The following is an 18,026-nucleotide window of genomic DNA, read 5'->3' on the forward strand; positions in this document are numbered from 1 at the left end:
TTGTAGTCACAAAAAAAAGAGGTTTCCCATATGGGAAACCTCTTTTTAGTTCATTGTATATTATCTAGAAAGTAAATGCAATCTCTACTTCGATTTGATTCATTTCTAACTCAATTGTTTGATTAGGAACCATATTTCCTTGCATAGCTTGAGCAGCATCAAAATCCATTGGGTTATAACCTTTTACACTTGCAGGCATAGCATATACCAATGCAAGGTGAAGCGCTTTTCCAGAATCTCCAATTGCTTTAGAGCAACCAATTGTGATATGATCTTCGATGATACCAGGAGCTAAAATATTAAATAAAACTTCTGATTTTTTAATAGGTTGATCACAATGTGAATAACCAGCTCTTAAAGTCCAAGTATCAATCCCAGCATACTCAGCACCAACTTTAATAACGTTGATATCTTCCCAACCAAAACCAGCACCTTTATCAGAACCTAGAGGAGTAAATGCAGGATCCATTGGAGTACGCATTTTATTAGAAACAGACGCAACATCCTTATAATTAATACGCTTGAAATCTGCTGCAAATACCCAATTCTCATTAGCTTGATATGCTAAACCTACAGTCCAAGTTGATGGAATATTAAAATCTCCCTGCTCTGCAAAAAGACCAGCATAATCATCAAACTCACTCATATATACCATCGTTTGGTAGCTAGCACCAATACTCAGTTTTTCGCTTAATTGACCTAGGTAACCTAACTTAAATCCTACTCCAAATGCGTTATCATGACCATTATCTGTTAATTTGGTCATATCACTTGACATTCCATTTTGTCCAAAAGCACCTAATCCTTTAGCTTCAAAATATTGGTAAGCAGCAATAGCAGTAACACCAAAGCTATGTTTCTCAGCAATTTTTCTTGAATAAGTTAAACCAACAAACATTTGCCCAAGATCTACACCAGTAGTTTCAGAACTTGTATCACCAAAAGTCATTGTAGGATAATCCGTATTCATACCACCATTACCATACATTGCTACAGAAAAGCTACTTTTTTCATTAAGCATCCAGTTAGCACCGAAATTAGGGATAAAGAAAATTTTACTGTCACTTTCGACAGTCCCCGGTGCCAAGCCAAATGCTGGTCGTGGAGACGGATTTCCTGTTACAGTATATTCACGATTGGGGTTAAAAAAACCAACACCTACTTGGTACTGTTTTCCAAGAAATACATGACCTGCAGGATTACCGTTAATTAACGAGTTTTTGTACCAAGCAATACCTGCTCCAGCTAAACCTTTATTTTGAGCGCCATATCCCACTCCAAAATACCCATCCGTTGCCTTAACAGGTTGAGTCGAAAAAATTCCAGCTAGTACAAATAAGGCTGAAAAAATAATTTTAGTAGTCGTTTTCATATTCTATTTTAATTTAGGTTTTCCATTAGGATTCATGAACAAAATACAAACTCTATAATTATCCATACATGTTTTATATCATATATCTAGATATCAATCCTATCACATCTCAAACTATCTAAATATTAGGTGTTTACCAAAGTCGTTTTTATGATAGAAACACTATTTTAACCCATTGTAAATAAGACAGTTCTAAATCTAGAATTAAATCAATAACACAACTGATATTATCCAATTACTGCATCGATAAATGTCTATTCATTTTCCTGTTTTTCAAATGATATAGAAACAAAAAAGCCTCTCCGAAATTAATCGAAAAGGCTTTTTATATTGGAATGCAAAATTTAACATCCCCCAGCTACTTTTTTCTTCTTTTTTCTTTTCTTGATTTTTGGTTTTACTGTAGTACTGGCTTTTGCATTCGAAATGACTGCACTACCACCACCTAATGCCATACTCGCACCTTTACGAAAATCGTACTTGGCAATCTCATCATCAGGACTCGTAGATGCCGGGGCCGTTGGGTTCATAATTGTTTCTGCCCAATAATTTAAACCACCCTGCATCACGTAATTGTTCTCAAACCCTAACTGACGCGTAATCATCCATGCTTCGTTAGATTTTAGATTCCCGTTAGAATAGAATATATTCATTTTTACATCTTGATCCAGATAGTCGGCCCATTCGTCTGATAAAATATCTGTTAATGGGATATTGATTGCATTTGGTAAATGGAATTTTTCATACTCATCTTGAGCACGTACATCAATCAATCGAAAAGATGGATCTTTCTGAACCAAAGCATCAGCAATTTCGTCAGTACTCATAAACTGAGCCCCCTCCTGCGCTTCTACAAGTAACTCTTCAGCAGTTAACTTATAAGCTTTTGTTGTATTTTCTGGTACTGCAGCTATTATAATTCCTAAAGGAATTAAAACTGAGGCTAATATCAATCTCATTTTCATATGATTGTTTTTTAAGTTACCTGACCTTAAATCAAGTTAATTTAAAATCTCTTTTTAGTCAAAATTTCTCTTCAAAAATTAATACTCCTCCCTAGGAAATTTCTTTTCAGCCCATTCACCAACCCAAAACATACCGAATGCAACCAGTATCAATCCAAGTGCGAACACTCCTCTTGGAATATCCAATATTTCATTCATAGTTGGAGCACCAATAAACTCAGCTTTGTAAAGCTCTTCGAACAGAGGATAACCTTCTGTAAAAATAACGATTCCCAAGAAAAGTCCGCCAATAAATGCTAGTGCATCAAGCTTACCAATTGAGATAGCACAAAAGGCTGTTCCAGGGCAAAAGCCACCCATAATAAAGCCAACACCCATAATTACACCTCCTACAATAGCAGAATGTAAGAATGTTGGATTAATATAAATTAGATCTAGATCGACCCAGCCAAAAAGGCTGAAAAATAACATGCCTACCAGTGCTGTAATAGCCGCCGTAAAAAAGACTTTTAATACTGTTGTGTCGTAACCGTAAAACATACCAGCTAATTTTCTGCTGGATGAAAAGCCACTTGATTCTAATACGAATCCGAAACCAATACCTATTAAAAAGGCTAAGAACAGGTTCGTGTCCGGAGAAATAAATTCATTTACTACTAATGGTCCCATAATTTATTTCTTTATTACATTAATAATTAAATCCAGTTTTTACGAAAAAAATATGCCAAGGCAAATGCTGTTCCGAAAATACAGGCCATTGTTATAAATCCACCAAGGGATAAAACGGCCATTCCGCTAAGTGCAGAACCTGAAGTACAACCTCGTCCTAACTGAGAACCAAATCCAAATAAAGCACCACCTAACAGAGCAAAAATCAATCTTCTTTTTGAAGAGATTTTAGGTGAATGTTCCACCTTAAACTTTAATCTTTTCGCAAAAGTTCCTGATAAAAATCCACCCACTAAAACACCAAAAACTTGAAAAACCAACCATGATTTCATCGGGTTACCAGGATGTGACTCATTATATTCTGAATAAAAAGCAGAGTTTTCAGCGTGAGATGGCATAACGGTATTTACCGTAGTAACCACTGCACTTTTAATAGCTCCACTAGCACCTAGTCCTCTACCAGAAATAAAATTGGCAGATAAAAGAACCAAACCCAGCATTATACCACCGATATATGGGTTCCAATATTTAGTTTTCTTTACTTCGTTCATATGATTTATATTTTACTATCTCAATCTGAATTGAGAAAAGATTATAAATTCTTAATTATAATTTTAATAAAGCCAGCGACTTGCCTGACCAGCATAGGCGATAATGAATCGTAACATTAAGCTACCGAACAAAACCAAAACAACTGGAATAACAACTGGTATTTTAAATTTACGCAGTTCTAAAATCTCAAGTATTGCCGGAACAATCATTCCCAGAATAACAACAAAAATCCAGAAAGGAGCTGTATAAGGGCCTCCTAAGAATAAATTAGCCGCTTCGATTTGAACTTGTGAACTTGCTAAGAATCCCATGAACATGTGGACAATTAAGAATAACTCAACTCCAATAATCATTAGATCTAACTGAGCAAAACGTTTTCTCTCATCATGATTTTTCGATAACCAGATGGTGATAGCAGAACCTGCTGATAATCCCGAAGCTAAAAACAATGGTCCTAAGATGGACGTGTTCCAAAGTGGACGTGCATTAAAGGCTGAAAATAGAATTCCGGTATATATACCAAGTATAGCAGATGAAATTAACATGATCCAAGCCAAAACGATCTTTTGCTTTTCGAAGAAAGCCAGAACATCTTTTATGATATCAAATTTCCAATCCCACTTTGGGAATAATTCTTTAATATGCAGGGCACACCATAGCATTGATAATGGTGTCACTAACATTAAAGTCCATGCACCCCACGACATTGGCGATTCCAACTTAATAGTTGTGTAGAGTCTCCAAAAATAAAGCTTGTGGTGCAGATCTAAAAATAGAGCAATCAATCCGAGAACTAATGCTATTGGAGCCAACATAGGTGCAATTTTAACTGCTGTGCTGTATTCACTTTCTTTGCCTCTTAGATAATACAAAGCCGCAAAAAATAGTAATCCAGCCGCTAAACCTCCCAAAAATAAATAAGTTGGAATCTCCCAATGCCAAATATGAAGTTGGGGATCGATAAGCGGGTTATTTCTACCACTAACAATTATTTCTTCACGCATTTTGTTAGTTTTTTCAGATTAGGAAATACAATTGAGGTTTTGTACCGGCCTCTGGAATTAAGGTTTTATGCTTTCTCTTTTTCAAGATTTCTGAAACTTCAGATCTGGGATCGTCCAAATCGCCAAAATACATACACTTTGTAGGACAAACAGCAACACAAGCTGGCTGCAATCCTTTTTTCACTCGGTGCAAACAGAAAGTACATTTATCTACATATCCTTTAGGGTGAACAAAACGTGCATCATATGGACAAGATGTAATACAAGCACTACAACCTATACACTTATTTTCTGTAACAAGTACAATACCACCTTCGCCATAATGACTGGCTCCTGTTGGACAACAACGCACACAAGGTGAATTTTCACAGTGGTTACATCGCTCAGAACGGATTTCCATTTCAAGCTGAGGGTAGGTTCCATCCATTACCTCTACAACCCAGTCGCGGCAGTAACCAATCGGCACATCATTCTCCGTTTGGCAAGCGACTACACAGTCGCTGCAGCCTACACACTTTTTGGTATCGATAGCCATTGCATATCTCATAGTTTAGGCCTCCTTTTTATTATCAAATCTGAATGTTACAAAATTCCCTCTCATACCTGTTCCTCCCATAATTGGGTCGATCATTACATTAGAGATAAGTTGAGTATCACTAATACCCTTACCGAAACAACGTTTCATTCTCTTATCAGCATGTCCAAAACCATGAACCATATAAACTGAGTCGAAACGAATACGCTCGGTTACTCTTACCTTAATTGAGAAATCGGAAATAATGCCATCTTGATTTTCCAGATAAACATATTGATCATTTTTCAAATCCCACTCCTTAGCCACTTTAGGATTCACCCAAAGGGTATTTTCATCCATCAAGTCAGTTAAATTCGGATTATTAGCTGTACGACTAAAAGTATGCATGGGTGCACGTCCGTATATCAAACGGTAGAAACCTTCCTGAGGCTCAGGATGCTGAACGAATACTGGTATTGGCTCAAATCCTTCTTCAGCAAGTGCTGTAGAATAAAGCTCAATCTTACCTGTATTGGTATCGAATTCGATATCTTCATTTTTCTCAAAATACAAATCGTCATACTCACGTTTGATTCGCTTAACACCAATTCGTTGCATCTCCTCCAATGAAGTACCAACCTGCTGAAGTTCCCAATCAATTTCATCTTCAAGATTCTCAAATGGGAAATAATCTAATAAGTCAAGTCTTTTAGCTATTTCTCTAGCCATCCAATAGGCTGGCTTCGTATTATATTTAGGGTCTACAGCTGGCATTCTAAGTGCAATGCTTGGCTCTCTGCCTTGTGATACTCTTAAAGAATCGTAACGCTCTAGATAAGTACATTCAGGTAAAACCACATCAGCATAACCAGTTATTTCCATTGGCATGGTATCAACCACAGCTATTAAATCAAGTTCCTGAATTGCCTTAAGTGTATTAGCTTGATTGGGTAAAGTGTTAATTAAATTAGTTCCGTTAACAATCCAAGCTTTAATAGCACAACTCATTTCCGGACTAGGTATAGATGCATCACAAACACCAGATGCCAAGGCTAAATCTGCCAATTCATACTTCCCTCCCATCGCATCTCTCCAATTTTTACTTGGTTTTGGAAAGTCTGGAAGTTTAAAATGAGGTACAGAAGCTTTTTCCGGATTATAGTATCCACCTCTTCTTCCCCAACTACCTAATAAGGCATTAAGAATAGCTACAGCTCTCAATCTTTGGGTATCATCACCGTACCAGGTTACATGTCGCCCCGGATGCACAATAACAGCAGGAGCAGCATCAGCCATAGCACGTGCTGTTTCTCTAATTTGTTGCGGCTTAAGTGTTGTTACACCATAAGCCCACTCAGGCGTATATTGCTGAACGTGTTCTTTTAATTGGTCAAAACCATAACAGTATTTCTCTACGTATTTTTTATCGTAAAGTTCTTCGTTAATGATGACGTTCATCCAAGTTAAAAGTAAAGCCATATCAGTAGATGGCTTAATTGGCAACCAAAATTTTGATTTACTTGCCACCGTCGAAAAACGGGGATCTACAGTAATAATCGTCGCACCTTTATCAATGGCATCAGACATCTCCTGAACCTGACCATTGTGCATGTTTTCACCTAAGTGAGAACCTATTAATACCAAGCATTTCGTATCCCGAATATCGGTATTCTCAGGTGAATTAATCCCTTGTCCATAAGTTGCAAGAAAAGCAACCTCACGAGGTCCTCTACACTGAGCATAAGACGGAGCTGCTATGTTATTAGAACCTAATCCCTTTAATACTTTACCAAAATATTTCCCTCCGGATCCGTGCGAAAACAGAGCTAATGATTCCGGACCATGCTCCTTTTTGACTTTCTGCAGTTTTGCAGCTATATAGTCGAAGGCTTCATCCCAGCTAGCTTCACGAAAGGTCTGCTCGCCTCTTTCCTCTGTTCTAATCAAAGGTGTTTTTAGTCTATCCTCATCATTATACATACCAACACCGCCGGTACCTCGAGGGCAAAAACGTCCATTACAATTAGGATCATCATTGTTTCCAATGATTTTCTTTATGCGACCATTCTCATCTTTATACACCCATCCTGCACACTTCCAAAAACAGACTTCACAGTAGGTTGGTGTACGCACAAAATCGAATGGCCCTTTAAAATGAGAGGGATTTTTTTTCACAAGATTTTCGGCGAAAGCATCTAGCAGGCCTCCTCCAAATATTAATCCAGCAGCGCTTAAAGAACTAATTTTTAAAAATTGTCTTCTGCTATTCATGTTGTGAAAACTTTAAACTTGTACACAACAACATATCTACAAACTTAGATTTATGGATGTAAACATATATAAAAAGATGAATTGAAAAACATGCTCTAGAGCATAAATTGCTTCTTTATAATTGTTCTTAAAAAAGGAAAAGCCCCGAAGACACTGAAACAAACAAACATATAACTATTTAGATTTTTACTAAATTACATTTGTTGTATTTTTTCAACATTTAGACCAATTGCCAAGTCACAACACTCTACAATTAAGGGAATTGAGAATATTCTCACTAAAAAGAAACTCCTTTACTTTACAGATCAAATTCTTTAATGCTTTTTTTAAAAATTAGAGTGCGTTAATATCCTTCGGAGAATTAGCATTTAAAAATAATTTAGAGCTATAATATGCCAGTTCATGCGCAATTATAAACGACTTACCATTAAGTAAATCTAGTAATTCCATCATTTTATAATTACCTGATAACAGTTCCTTTTCAATTATCGGTAAACAAGATGAGTTAAAAATAGAGATTAGTGGTTGTCTTCTATCTGTATCATCTATAGGACATATAAAATTAGCATCCATGATATTTGAAAGCATATCTAAAAATAATTGTTCTGGAACATTAGGAACATCACAAGAAATGACAGCATAAAAATCAGATTTGATAGCCTTCATACATGAATAGATTCCACCTATTGGTCCACAATCTTTTATTTCATCAGCTACAACTGGAATATTTAAATAGGAATAACAATCCTTATTTGAACTTATCACAAGCTGATCACAAATTGCTTGTAAAGCTTCAATAGGATATTCAATTAGTCTTTTTCCTTTGTGCTCAACTAATCCTTTTTCAGTTCCCATTCTTGAGCTTTTACCACCAGATAAAATAATTCCCGTCACTTTTCTTGATCCACTCATACTTCAAATATAAGAAGAAATTAAAACCCAAAAAATCGGACAAATAGGTCTTTATATTTTGAAACCAGAACTACTATAATTATATTTAGAATCATTTTAAATAAAATTTAAATCCAGAAAATATGAAAAAGATGATATTATTATATTGTATACTCCTTTCTGGCTTTGTTAATGCAAATAACACTATGAGCGAAAAGAATAAAGAAGATAAATATGAACTAGCTACATTTGGAGCTGGTTGTTTTTGGTGTGTAGAAGCAATTTTCCAAGAACTAAAAGGAGTTGAGAGTGTAGTTTCGGGCTATATGGGAGGCAATGGGGAGACAACATATAAGGAGGTTTGTACAGGTCAAACAGGACATGCCGAAGTTTGTCAAATTAAATTTAATCCTCGCATAATAAGCTTTGAAGAACTTCTTGAAATATTTTGGCAAGTGCACGATCCTACAACTCTAAATAGACAAGGGGCTGATGTTGGAACACAGTATAGATCTGCAATCTTTTATCATTCAGAAGAACAAAAGAATATATCTGAATCAATAAAAGCAAAATTAAATGAAAGTGGTGCATGGGACAATCCAATCATCACTGAAATTTCCATTAAATCTAAATTCTACAAAGCTGAAAATTATCATCAGGACTATTTCAACAGTAATTCTAACCAGCCATACTGTTCAATGGTTATAAAACCTAAGCAAGATAAATTTAAAAAAGCCTTTAAACATAGGCTTAAAAATCACTAAACAAAAATGCCAGATAATTTCTGGCATTTTTGTTTCCCACCTTTTATTTTAATCAATTCACACGATTATTCTGCATTTTCACAAGGTTCACCATCTATTTTATCAAACCTCCCCAACTACTTAACAATAAGAATATTCCTATCAATAAATAGTTCTATATTTGTATTGACTACTCAACCAAAATTTAATTTTATGAATAAACATCTACTCCTTTTACTTTCTTGTATTTTCATTTTTCAATTCGGTTATACTCAAGCCAAATCGGAAATAAATAATTACCCTAACTGGGGCATAATGCAATACAAAGTTATCACTGAAGATAATGTATCAGAAAATGAAATATATCAGAATGAATTATTTCAAAAAGGAAAATTAACCACGAATGAGAACCTTGAATTAAACGCTCTTAAATTTCGCTATAATATTAAAAAAGATGAAATTGAATGTAGAGTTGGTGCACAGCATAGCATTATTAACTTTCCTCAAGCAATAAAAGAAATCAGCATTGATGGAACTTGTTACGAATATCAAAAATATCTTGTTAAAAAAGATACTGCTAAAGGCTATTTACTAAAGCTACATGGAGGAGATCAAACTATTTATGCAAAATATTACATTCCAAAAAATAAAACAATTGCCCCTGAAAGTAAAACTTATTATTTACTGAAAAATAAAGGACAGCTTCCTAAAAAGATTAGTTCGATAAGAAGCACAATTACGAACCATTTTGGAAAGCAGGAAAAAGAAATTCGGGAATATGATCGAAAAAATAATATTAACTGGAACAACCCAATGGATTTAAAAAAGTTAATTAGCTACCTTTCAAGTTTAAAACAGACAATGTAGCCTCTCTTTTCAATTTCCCATTTGGAGTTTTAATAAATTCCTTAATAAAAAAAATATCTCTGGCTTGTTCGAACTTATCGAGCAAGCCTTTTATTTTTACTTGAAGTTTCAATTTATCATTTTCTGCAGCTATTGGATTTTCTACGAGTAAGACTAGCTTCTGACCTAACTTTTCATCTGGTACTCCAGCTAAAAAAAATGGCGCAGAAATCACATTCTGTAGTTTTGCTTCAATTGTTTCTGGGAACAATTTGATACCTCCTGAATTTACAACATTGTCGTACCGCCCAAGCCAAGTAAATTGTTTATCATCAATTAAATCAACAACATCGTTGGTTACAATTGGTAAGGATAAAACCTGAGGTGCATTAATTTTCAAACAACTTCTCTCATCGAGAGAAAATGTGACATCGCCTAAACCTTTAAAATATTTGGATTGATTTGGTCCATTTAAAGGTTTAATTGCCACATGGGAAACCGTTTCAGTCATTCCATAACTAGAAAAACATCTTGTAGTCAAATTCTGAATTTGCTTTTCTAGTTTGAAATCAACTGCTCCTCCTCCTATCAGCAAATTATTAATTAATCCTAATGTACTAGGTGATTTTAGGCTATTAACCAATTGAAGTGGAACCATAGCTGCAAAATCCACTTTAGTGTTGATACTTTCCAAAGGATTTCCATTTGGATCAACTAAAATTAGGTTTAGTTGCCACAAAAAGGCACGAACAATCATCATTTTACCAGCAATATAGTTTGCTGATAAACAAAGAAGTGCTGATTGCCCATTCTCAAAACCAAAAAAATCGCCTGTTAGCTTTGCTGAATTTAGCATCTTCTGTTTAGAGAGTGTAACTTCTTTGGGCACACCTGTGGAACCTGACGTTTTTGCAATAACAGAATCTTTTGAATCGAACCATTCTAAAATAAAAGCATAAACATCTCTCTCCCATTGAAAGGAGCTATTGTTTACACGTTCCTCGCAATGATGGTATAGTGCCTCACCTGCAAAATATTTCCCATTTATGGTCAATTCCTCTTTCATATAACTTCAGAAATTAAGTTCCCACTTATTAGTCTTATTAAAAGCTAGCAAGCCTTTTTCCATATACAAAGGAGATACAATATTATTCGTATAAATTTGCCCAGTACCGAGTCCTTGTGGCATTGAATTGCTTAAGGTATAAGTCCATTGGGCAATTGCATTCAGGCCGATATTCGATTCTAAAGCAGAAGTTATCCACCAAGGAATATTTCGTTCATTTGCTAAAGTAATCCATTCTTCACTTCCTCTGATCCCACCTAATAAACTTGGCTTAAGAATAATATACTGAGGCTTAATTGTATCCAGTAATTCACGCTTCGTTTCGATCTCATGAATTCCGATTAGCTCCTCATCTAAAGCAATTGGTAGCGGGGTTTTCACGCACAATTCAGCCATCTCGTTCCATTGACCAGCTTTTATTGGTTGCTCGATTGAATGTAAATCATATTGTGCTAATTGTTTTAATTTATCCAACGAATTCTGAGGTAAAAATGCTCCATTAGCATCTACTCTTAATTCAATTTGATCAACTGAAAATTCTTTTCTAATCGATTCTAAAAGCTTAATTTCATCATCAAAATTGATTGCTCCTATCTTAAGCTTTAAACAATTAAAACCATCTTCCAATTTTTGTTGAATCTGCTCTTTCATAAAGACTGAATCCCCCATCCAAACAAGGCCATTAATGGAAATTTGTGCAAGTCCTTTCGTAAATTCTGATGGAAACAACAGCTTACTCCCATTCGATTTTAAATCCAGAAAGGCAGTTTCTAACCCAAAATAAATTGAAGGCCAATTCTTTAATCCATTCTCAAGATAGTACCAAAAATCATCAATATTTTCACAAACCTCTTTTATTTTATCTTCGTATCCTGGCCTGTCATCAGAACTCAAACCTTGAATGATAGAACACTCCCCAATTCCTTTAACAGAAGGTTTTTGATCATCCCAAACTCGAATGAACCAAGAATCTTTCTTTGTTAAAACCCCTCTAGAGGTTCCACTTGGACGTTTAAAATCTAAAGGATAATAATGAAAATCAGCTTTTAGCATTTGTTAAAATAATTTTAGAATTAATCCAAGGCCAAAACACAAACTAAATAAGAATGTACTAATGGCTAATTTTTTTAATTCTGGATCTAGTTCTCTTGAATTGACATTTTTGATTACCACAATAATATTTCTGATAAAGAATGGAAAACTAAACAAAAACAACAACTGTAGAGCCGAATCCCATTTAAAGAAAGTATATAAACATGCAGAAAGCATTGCAATAAATATTAAAGTCAAATGGTATATTTTAGCTTTTTCAGCTCCCATTTTGACAACAATGGTTATTTTTCCTGTTTTGCTATCATTTTCAACATCACGCATATTATTTAAATTTAATACACCGACACTTAGCAAGCCAATTGATATTGCTGGCAATACTGTTATCCAATTTAAACTACCTGTGTGCAGAAAATAAGATCCAATTACACCAACCAATCCAAAAAAGATAAAAACAAATAAATCGCCAAAGCCCATATAACCATATGGGTTCTTGCCTATTGTATAATTTATAGCTGCGCCTATTGCTAAAACTCCAACACCCAAAAGAATTAATCCTTCTTGCAGACTAATTAGCTGTAGACCTTCATAAATTAGATATGAGCCTGTTATCAGCGATAATACAATAAAGACAAACAACATGTTCTTCATTTCCTTTTTACTAATGTCTCCACTTTGAACGGCCCGCTCAGGGCCAATTCGATTTTCATTGTCAGCACCAGAAATTGAATCACCTAAATCATTTGCCAGATTCGATAGAATCTGCAAAAAAAGAGTGGTTGTAATGGCCAATATAAATATAGATGAATTGAATTTATCATGTGATGCTGCTAAAAAGCTTCCAAGTAAAATACTCGAAAGGGCTAAAGGAAGGGTTCTTAATCTAAAGGCATGAATCCATGCTTTCGTTTTACTCATAAATAGTAGAAAAATTGAAATTCAAAGTTAAAAAATTGCCTGCACACTGCAAGACAAAAAAAGAGTGATGCTAAGCATCACTCCATAATTTCCATAGGAAATGTAATAATTAAAGATAAAAAAGGTTTTTAAGCTTCCAATTCAGGCGTTATCGCATCGGCAAATTGTTTTGAAAGAGCAATGTACTCCTGCTTAAAATCATCCTCTTTCAAATATTCTTTAATTTGCTCTTGCCAACCATCAGCCTGAGCTGACAATTCCATTATTTTATGCTTGTTACTAACATCAGCATTATTAATTTTCTCATTTTCTACAACCTCAATGTATTCATTCACCCAAACCTTATAATTTTCCAAAAATTGACGTCGATCTTGTTTCGATGAAAAACGATTTGGATTAATATCCGCAAAAGCTTCCTTATCAATTAAAGTAGCAGCACCAACTGCAACCCCTAATTTCTGAAGAAAACCTCGTCTGTTTGTGTTTTTATTACTCATTTCATATAATTTAAGACTTTCAAGTCTTAAATCTACTATATTAAATTAGTTTAAAAAAGAATAGCAATTAGAATTTGAGTCTCATAGATTGAAAAACTATCTTAAAGATCATAAAAAGCAGTTTCAAGAATAAAAGTAACAAAACATGATGCTCATGACTAACAAACATATACCAACACGCGAAGAAGCATTCACTTTACTGAAAAAATACACCAAGTCTGAAAGCTTAAGAAAACATGGACTAGCGGTTGAAGCGGTTATGCGATACTATGCTAAGAAGTACAATGAAGATGAAGAAAAGTGGGGCGTAATTGGCCTTGTACATGATTTAGATTGGGATCAATTTCCAGAGGATCATTGCAATAAAACAAGAGAAATTCTGGAGCAGGAAAATTGGCCAGAAGAGTACATTAGAGCCATTCAAAGTCATGCATGGCTAACCTGCACAGAAGTTGAACCAAAAAGCCTATTAGAAAAAACACTTTATGCTGTTGATGAATTAACTGGATTGGTTACTACTACAGCTTTAATTCGTCCTTCTAAATCGGTTATGGATGTTAAAGTTAAATCGGTAAAAAGAAACTGGAAAAACAAACGTTTTGCAGCTGGAGTTGACCGAACTGTTATTGCGCGTGGAGCTGATATGCTAGATATCGAACTTGAAGACTTAATTCATGATTGCATTAAAGGAATGCAGAAGATTGCTAGTGAGTTAGGCTTAAATGGAAGTGATCTAAATACTTAAGTACTAAAACAAATTCAAAAACTCTTTCGTAGTAGTACGAAAGCAATTCATTTAATCTAAACATGACAATATGCCAAAATTATCATATTTACTCTTCGTTTATTTTATTTTATCCATTCCAAACAATACCTTTTCAACTAAATTATTTGCTCAAGAACAAAATAATTCAGAGCAAAATGTTTTAGTACTTCATAGCTATCACCAGGGACTGGCATGGACTGACAGCATTACTAGTGGAATACGCGCCGTTTTTAAAGACCGACCAGATATTAATCTCATTTTTGAATATCTAGACACTAAGCGGAATTATAATGAAGAGTATTTTACCGCTTTGCAAAACATCTACAAAGTAAAAGCCAAACAAATTCCTTTTCAAGCAATTATTACCAGCGACAATGCTGCTTTTACTTTTATGAAAGATCATGGAAGCAAATTCTATCCAGACATTCCTGTTATTTATTGTGGCGTAAATGATCTTGATCGAAATATACTAAAGGACTATCCCAACTTTTTTGGCTATGGAGAAAAAGCTGACCATCATGGTACACTATCTTCAATAAAAAAAATATTTCCAGAAAGAAAAAATATTTTCATTATCAATGATAACACGATTACTGGAAAAGCTATTCAAAGAGAGTTAGACGAAATTATTGAAGAATTTGAAGATGTTAATTTTGAATCTATTTCAGAATTCACAATGGAGAGTTTGCAACAAACCATACGAAATTTGGATGATAGCTATGTAATTTACCTACTTGTTGTTAACAGAGATAAGAACGGAAACTTCATATCCTACCAAAAAGGAATAACACAAATTAAAGAAGTAGCACATGTTCCAATATTCGGTTCTTGGGATTTTTACCTAAATAAAGGTTTATTTGGGGGTAAAATTACAAGAGGATACGAACAAGGCAGTAGAGCAGCAACCCTTGCATTAAAATTAATGCAAGAATCATTCACCAACGACATACCGCAATTCAACTATTTACCTAGCACCTATGTTTTTGATCATAATGAATTGATTAAATTTGATATCTCTATAAATCAATTACCCGAAAATAGCATAATCTTAAATGAACCAAAAGATTTAAGCTTACTTATAAAAATTAGCCTTATCAGTATAATCATATTGATTTTAGTCGTGCTAAGTTTAATAATTTGGTTAAAAATCAAACAAAAAAGAGCCATTGTACTACAAAATTTAGTCCTTGAAAAAACATCAAAATTAAATGAAACAAATCAAGAACTTGAAAAAGTAATACAAAACAAAGACAAATTTTTCTCCATTCTTGCACATGACCTAAGAGGCTCTATTGGCGTAATTTTAAACCTTTCTAGCTTTATAAATAATGAAGAAATTGAAATAAGCGAAGAAGAAAAAAATGAATTCAATAGAGACATATTTCATGTAGTTACGAGAACAAGTACTTTACTAGAAGATTTATTTTATTGGGGTACCAATCAAATAAAAGGTGGCCCAGAGCTAGACTATTCGCAATTTGATATTAATGAGGTTTTACAAGAAATATCCAAAACATTTAAAATTAACCTAAGCAACGTATCTTTTGAAATTGACGATTCTTCTGAATTGAAAATCAATAGTGATTTAAACATTTGCAAGTTTATATTTCGCAACATTATTCAAAATGCAATAAAATATAGTAATAAGGGAGGTTGCGTGTGGATCCGATCCTATACTAAGGAGAATAAATTTTATATTGAGGTAAAGGATCAAGGTATTGGTATGTCAAAAGAAATTATTGAAAGTATCTATCAAAAAAATCCTATACGAATAGAAGGGCTATCCGGACAAAAAACAACTGGATTAGGGCTTCCTACTGTTCTTGATTATTTAGACATATTAGAAGGTGAGTTATTAATTAAAAGTGAATCAGGCAAAGGATCAACATTTACGATTGTATTGAGAAGTCATGAAGAATTGGAACAAGTTTAATAAACTTCAGATTTTTCTTCCATAATATATTTTCACCTAACTGATATTGATGATACTATACGTATGTCTACGTTCTGATTATAAATTATTCTTACTACTTTTTATCAAACCTTCTAGTATCCATTTTTCATCTTTTTTCGTTAAAAAGAAATAAAGTGTATCCCAAACTCTTTCTCCTTTCACTAAAAAATAACAGGTTGCATTGATCACGAAATGTTTTTTATTTCTTGTAAACATTGGTGGTGATATTAGAAAACAAACTACACCTTCACGATATATTAAACGATTCGTAATCTGATCTAAATACTTTTTAGGAATATATTTCCCAATTAGATTTGACTTTTGATAATCATATTGATGAATCATGTAATCGACTGTCTCAACATCTAAAACAGAATCAATCATTAATAAATCTGCTTTAATTAATTCATTAGGTAAATATCCAGCAAACTGATCTAAAATGAAAAATGTCTTGTAATTCGTACTATCATCAATTTGATTTACAACAAAAGCTTCTAAAGCTACAGATATATCTTTATCATTGACCAATTCTTTGTTTTCAAAACAAGCACTCATAAAAAAGACAATCCCAATAAAAAATATTGCTCGATTAATCATACCCTCCTACCATAATACAAATGATCGCAAGTTTCTCCATCAATATCTGCGACATGTGGCATTAAGCCCCAGCGTTCGAAACTAAATTTCGCTAGTAATTTCAGACTAGCCAAATTAGCAGCCAACAAAATGGCAAACAAGCTCTTAAATTGATACTTAGGAGCTTCACAAATCACAAACTGCATTAGCTGTGAGCCAATTCCTTTTTGCAAATGCTCTTCATGAATGTAATAACTCACCTCAGCAGCAGATTGCAGAGCTCTTCGTCCTGCTCGGTAAGGACTGAAACAGATCCAACCAAGAATGCCACTTTCCTCTGCTACAAACACAGGATACTCTTCGGGACGATGTCCATCAAACCATTTGGTGCGCTGTTCCATACTAATTTCATCTAAATCAGCAGTACAATAGCGTTTACGAACGGCCTGATTGTATATTTCGTTGATAGCTGGAAGGTCGGACTGGGTGGCTAGGCGAATTTTCATTGTGTTTCTTTTTGATTTTGAATGTTCAAGATAATAAAAATATAGATTTACGAAACCCTACACCGAAAGCTTTTGGTGCCCTTGAAGGAGGCTCTGTAAAAAACGACGAAAGGCATCTAAAACTGTTCTTATAGTTATCCATATGCTTTATTCCGAATCTCTATTTAGGAGCAATATTCTTAATGAAAATGTGATTTATTTCATCATCCTGTAAGTATTCTATGTCTTCGTTAAACTCTTCTTCGTCAGTATTATTCTCAGCAGCCTGAGGTATCTTCTTATAGCCACATCTGGCAAAGAATAGGTTAAGTCTTTCTTGTGCTTTGTCGTATTTTTTGTCATCGGCAATTCCTTCGAAACCTATAGGAAAACTTTTAAAAGCCACATAAGCACAGGTCGATTTAAAGTAGATATCTAAACTATTTAAAACATATTTACCATATCCTTTAGCTCTGTATTTTTCTTTAATCTCCAATCGATTGACAAGCAAAATATTCATATTAAAACTATCGCCCACCAATTCTACAATCTGATCACTAACATTAGAATAGGTATCGTCTAATATAGCCTTACCCACCGCAAGAGATGAAGAAGATTTATCAAAAGCTTCCATTAAACTTGTATGCCCAGCTTCGAAATTCAAGTCATACATCTCTAAACAAATCGTTCCAATCTCGACCTCATCCAAATCATAATTATCAAATTTATCATATGAATGTATTAAGATCTTTCCCTCATAAGTCGTCATATTCGGATGAGAAGCATAATCTACATCTAACAAATGCGAAAAACGGTATTCTACTCTAACATTTTCGTCCATATATTCACTATTTTTATTGAGGTGCAAAGGAAGTAAAAACCTCTAG

At 34.2% G+C, this 18,026-nt stretch carries 19 protein-coding genes; 4 read left to right on the forward strand and 15 right to left on the reverse strand.

The genetic code is table 11. The features are described 5' to 3' along the window. Window positions 1–64: 64 nt before the first annotated feature. The 8 genes from L3049_RS19995 to L3049_RS20030 all read right to left on the reverse strand — a co-directional run bounded on the left by L3049_RS19995 (window position 65) and on the right by L3049_RS20030 (window position 8,259). Window positions 65–1,372 carry an OmpP1/FadL family transporter gene (locus L3049_RS19995; protein WP_275111608.1) on the reverse strand — a complete coding sequence of 436 codons (1,308 nt, stop codon included), beginning with the start codon at window positions 1,370–1,372 and terminating at the stop codon, window positions 65–67. A gap of 344 nt (window positions 1,373–1,716) precedes the next feature. Beyond that, window positions 1,717–2,337: a rhodanese-like domain-containing protein gene (locus L3049_RS20000; protein ID WP_275111609.1), complete on the reverse strand. Its 621-nt coding sequence runs from the start codon at window positions 2,335–2,337 to the stop codon at window positions 1,717–1,719. 78 nt (window positions 2,338–2,415) lie between these two features. Then, window positions 2,416–3,006, reverse strand: a complete 591-nt coding sequence (locus L3049_RS20005) for a YeeE/YedE thiosulfate transporter family protein (RefSeq protein WP_275111610.1) — start codon at window positions 3,004–3,006, stop codon at window positions 2,416–2,418. A gap of 26 nt (window positions 3,007–3,032) precedes the next feature. Continuing rightward, a complete protein-coding gene (locus L3049_RS20010) occupies window positions 3,033–3,557 on the reverse strand; it encodes a YeeE/YedE thiosulfate transporter family protein (protein WP_275111611.1) in 525 nt (174 codons plus the stop codon). Window positions 3,558–3,620: 63 nt separating this feature from the next. Further along, the gene (gene nrfD, locus L3049_RS20015) at window positions 3,621–4,562 is read right to left on the reverse strand and encodes an NrfD/PsrC family molybdoenzyme membrane anchor subunit (protein WP_275111612.1); all 942 of its coding nucleotides are present in this window, start codon (window positions 4,560–4,562) and stop codon (window positions 3,621–3,623) included. Between the two features lie 13 nt (window positions 4,563–4,575). Further along, window positions 4,576–5,109 carry a 4Fe-4S dicluster domain-containing protein gene (locus L3049_RS20020; RefSeq protein WP_275111613.1) on the reverse strand — a complete coding sequence of 178 codons (534 nt, stop codon included), beginning with the start codon at window positions 5,107–5,109 and terminating at the stop codon, window positions 4,576–4,578. A 3-nt stretch (window positions 5,110–5,112) separates the two neighbouring features. Next, window positions 5,113–7,347: a molybdopterin-containing oxidoreductase family protein gene (locus L3049_RS20025; protein ID WP_275111614.1), complete on the reverse strand. Its 2,235-nt coding sequence runs from the start codon at window positions 7,345–7,347 to the stop codon at window positions 5,113–5,115. 333 nt (window positions 7,348–7,680) lie between these two features. Beyond that, complete coding sequence (locus L3049_RS20030; protein ID WP_275111615.1) at window positions 7,681–8,259, reverse strand: molybdenum cofactor guanylyltransferase; 579 nt, start codon at window positions 8,257–8,259, stop codon at window positions 7,681–7,683. A 122-nt stretch (window positions 8,260–8,381) separates the two neighbouring features. Between L3049_RS20030 and msrA the strand changes: the two genes are divergently transcribed. Both msrA and L3049_RS20040 read left to right on the forward strand, forming a co-directional pair. Then, window positions 8,382–9,002 (forward strand): peptide-methionine (S)-S-oxide reductase MsrA, encoded by a 621-nt coding sequence (msrA, locus tag L3049_RS20035; RefSeq protein ID WP_275111616.1) that lies wholly within the window; start codon window positions 8,382–8,384, stop codon window positions 9,000–9,002. 192 nt (window positions 9,003–9,194) lie between these two features. Next, window positions 9,195–9,848: a hypothetical protein gene (locus L3049_RS20040; protein ID WP_275111617.1), complete on the forward strand. Its 654-nt coding sequence runs from the start codon at window positions 9,195–9,197 to the stop codon at window positions 9,846–9,848. On the opposite strand, the gene L3049_RS20045 is transcribed toward L3049_RS20040, so the two are convergent. From L3049_RS20045 to L3049_RS20060, 4 genes are all read right to left on the reverse strand, one after another. Then, on the reverse strand, window positions 9,814–10,893 hold the full coding sequence (locus L3049_RS20045; RefSeq protein WP_275111618.1) for an AMP-binding protein: 1,080 nt from the start codon (window positions 10,891–10,893) through the stop codon (window positions 9,814–9,816). The genes L3049_RS20040 and L3049_RS20045 overlap by 35 nt on opposite strands. Window positions 10,894–10,899: 6 nt before the next feature. Then, window positions 10,900–11,946, reverse strand: coding sequence for an o-succinylbenzoate synthase (locus tag L3049_RS20050; RefSeq protein ID WP_275111619.1), 1,047 nt, complete (start codon window positions 11,944–11,946; stop codon window positions 10,900–10,902). Between the two features lie 3 nt (window positions 11,947–11,949). After that, a complete protein-coding gene (locus L3049_RS20055; RefSeq protein WP_275111620.1) occupies window positions 11,950–12,861 on the reverse strand; it encodes a 1,4-dihydroxy-2-naphthoate polyprenyltransferase in 912 nt (303 codons plus the stop codon). Window positions 12,862–12,989: 128 nt separating this feature from the next. Further along, window positions 12,990–13,358, reverse strand: coding sequence for a twin-arginine translocation signal domain-containing protein (locus L3049_RS20060; RefSeq protein WP_275111621.1), 369 nt, complete (start codon window positions 13,356–13,358; stop codon window positions 12,990–12,992). Window positions 13,359–13,512: 154 nt separating this feature from the next. Here L3049_RS20060 and L3049_RS20065 point away from each other — a divergent pair, with 154 nt between their 5' ends. Continuing rightward, a complete protein-coding gene (locus tag L3049_RS20065; RefSeq protein WP_275111622.1) occupies window positions 13,513–14,103 on the forward strand; it encodes an HD domain-containing protein in 591 nt (196 codons plus the stop codon). 70 nt (window positions 14,104–14,173) lie between these two features. After that, window positions 14,174–16,057, forward strand: a complete 1,884-nt coding sequence (locus tag L3049_RS20070; RefSeq protein WP_275111623.1) for a sensor histidine kinase — start codon at window positions 14,174–14,176, stop codon at window positions 16,055–16,057. A gap of 78 nt (window positions 16,058–16,135) precedes the next feature. Here the strand turns inward: L3049_RS20070 and L3049_RS20075 are convergent, their stop codons facing one another. The 3 genes from L3049_RS20075 to L3049_RS20085 all read right to left on the reverse strand — a co-directional run bounded on the left by L3049_RS20075 (window position 16,136) and on the right by L3049_RS20085 (window position 17,980). Next, window positions 16,136–16,675: a hypothetical protein gene (locus tag L3049_RS20075; RefSeq protein WP_275111624.1), complete on the reverse strand. Its 540-nt coding sequence runs from the start codon at window positions 16,673–16,675 to the stop codon at window positions 16,136–16,138. Next, a complete protein-coding gene (locus tag L3049_RS20080) occupies window positions 16,672–17,160 on the reverse strand; it encodes a GNAT family N-acetyltransferase (protein ID WP_275111625.1) in 489 nt (162 codons plus the stop codon). Before L3049_RS20080 ends, L3049_RS20075 begins: the two co-directional genes overlap by 4 nt. 160 nt (window positions 17,161–17,320) lie before the next feature. Continuing rightward, window positions 17,321–17,980, reverse strand: coding sequence for a hypothetical protein (locus tag L3049_RS20085; RefSeq protein WP_275111626.1), 660 nt, complete (start codon window positions 17,978–17,980; stop codon window positions 17,321–17,323). Between the last annotated feature and the right edge of the window lie 46 nt (window positions 17,981–18,026).

Origin of the sequence: Labilibaculum sp. DW002, assembly GCF_029029525.1 — a bacterium.
GTDB classification, from domain to species: Bacteria; Bacteroidota; Bacteroidia; order Bacteroidales; family Marinifilaceae; genus Paralabilibaculum; species Paralabilibaculum antarcticum.

Excerpts from the sequence above, each read along its gene's own strand:
- L3049_RS20045 (WP_275111618.1), bottom strand. The coding sequence starts at position 10,893 with ATGAAAGAGGAATTGACCATAAATGGGAAATATTTTGCAGGTGAGGCA.
- L3049_RS20040 (WP_275111617.1), top strand. The coding sequence starts at position 9,195 with ATGAATAAACATCTACTCCTTTTACTTTCTTGTATTTTCATTTTTCAA.
- L3049_RS20085 (WP_275111626.1), bottom strand. The coding sequence starts at position 17,980 with ATGGACGAAAATGTTAGAGTAGAATACCGTTTTTCGCATTTGTTAGAT.
- L3049_RS20050 (WP_275111619.1), bottom strand. The coding sequence starts at position 11,946 with ATGCTAAAAGCTGATTTTCATTATTATCCTTTAGATTTTAAACGTCCA.
- L3049_RS20065 (WP_275111622.1), top strand. The coding sequence starts at position 13,513 with ATGACTAACAAACATATACCAACACGCGAAGAAGCATTCACTTTACTG.
- msrA (WP_275111616.1), top strand. The coding sequence starts at position 8,382 with ATGAAAAAGATGATATTATTATATTGTATACTCCTTTCTGGCTTTGTT.
- L3049_RS20010 (WP_275111611.1), bottom strand. The coding sequence starts at position 3,557 with ATGAACGAAGTAAAGAAAACTAAATATTGGAACCCATATATCGGTGGT.
- L3049_RS20055 (WP_275111620.1), bottom strand. The coding sequence starts at position 12,861 with ATGAGTAAAACGAAAGCATGGATTCATGCCTTTAGATTAAGAACCCTT.
- L3049_RS20020 (WP_275111613.1), bottom strand. The coding sequence starts at position 5,109 with ATGAGATATGCAATGGCTATCGATACCAAAAAGTGTGTAGGCTGCAGC.
- nrfD (WP_275111612.1), bottom strand. The coding sequence starts at position 4,562 with ATGCGTGAAGAAATAATTGTTAGTGGTAGAAATAACCCGCTTATCGAT.
- L3049_RS20070 (WP_275111623.1), top strand. The coding sequence starts at position 14,174 with ATGCCAAAATTATCATATTTACTCTTCGTTTATTTTATTTTATCCATT.
- L3049_RS20005 (WP_275111610.1), bottom strand. The coding sequence starts at position 3,006 with ATGGGACCATTAGTAGTAAATGAATTTATTTCTCCGGACACGAACCTG.
- L3049_RS20000 (WP_275111609.1), bottom strand. The coding sequence starts at position 2,337 with ATGAAAATGAGATTGATATTAGCCTCAGTTTTAATTCCTTTAGGAATT.
- L3049_RS20080 (WP_275111625.1), bottom strand. The coding sequence starts at position 17,160 with ATGAAAATTCGCCTAGCCACCCAGTCCGACCTTCCAGCTATCAACGAA.
- L3049_RS19995 (WP_275111608.1), bottom strand. The coding sequence starts at position 1,372 with ATGAAAACGACTACTAAAATTATTTTTTCAGCCTTATTTGTACTAGCT.
- L3049_RS20030 (WP_275111615.1), bottom strand. The coding sequence starts at position 8,259 with ATGAGTGGATCAAGAAAAGTGACGGGAATTATTTTATCTGGTGGTAAA.
- L3049_RS20060 (WP_275111621.1), bottom strand. The coding sequence starts at position 13,358 with ATGAGTAATAAAAACACAAACAGACGAGGTTTTCTTCAGAAATTAGGG.
- L3049_RS20075 (WP_275111624.1), bottom strand. The coding sequence starts at position 16,675 with ATGATTAATCGAGCAATATTTTTTATTGGGATTGTCTTTTTTATGAGT.
- L3049_RS20025 (WP_275111614.1), bottom strand. The coding sequence starts at position 7,347 with ATGAATAGCAGAAGACAATTTTTAAAAATTAGTTCTTTAAGCGCTGCT.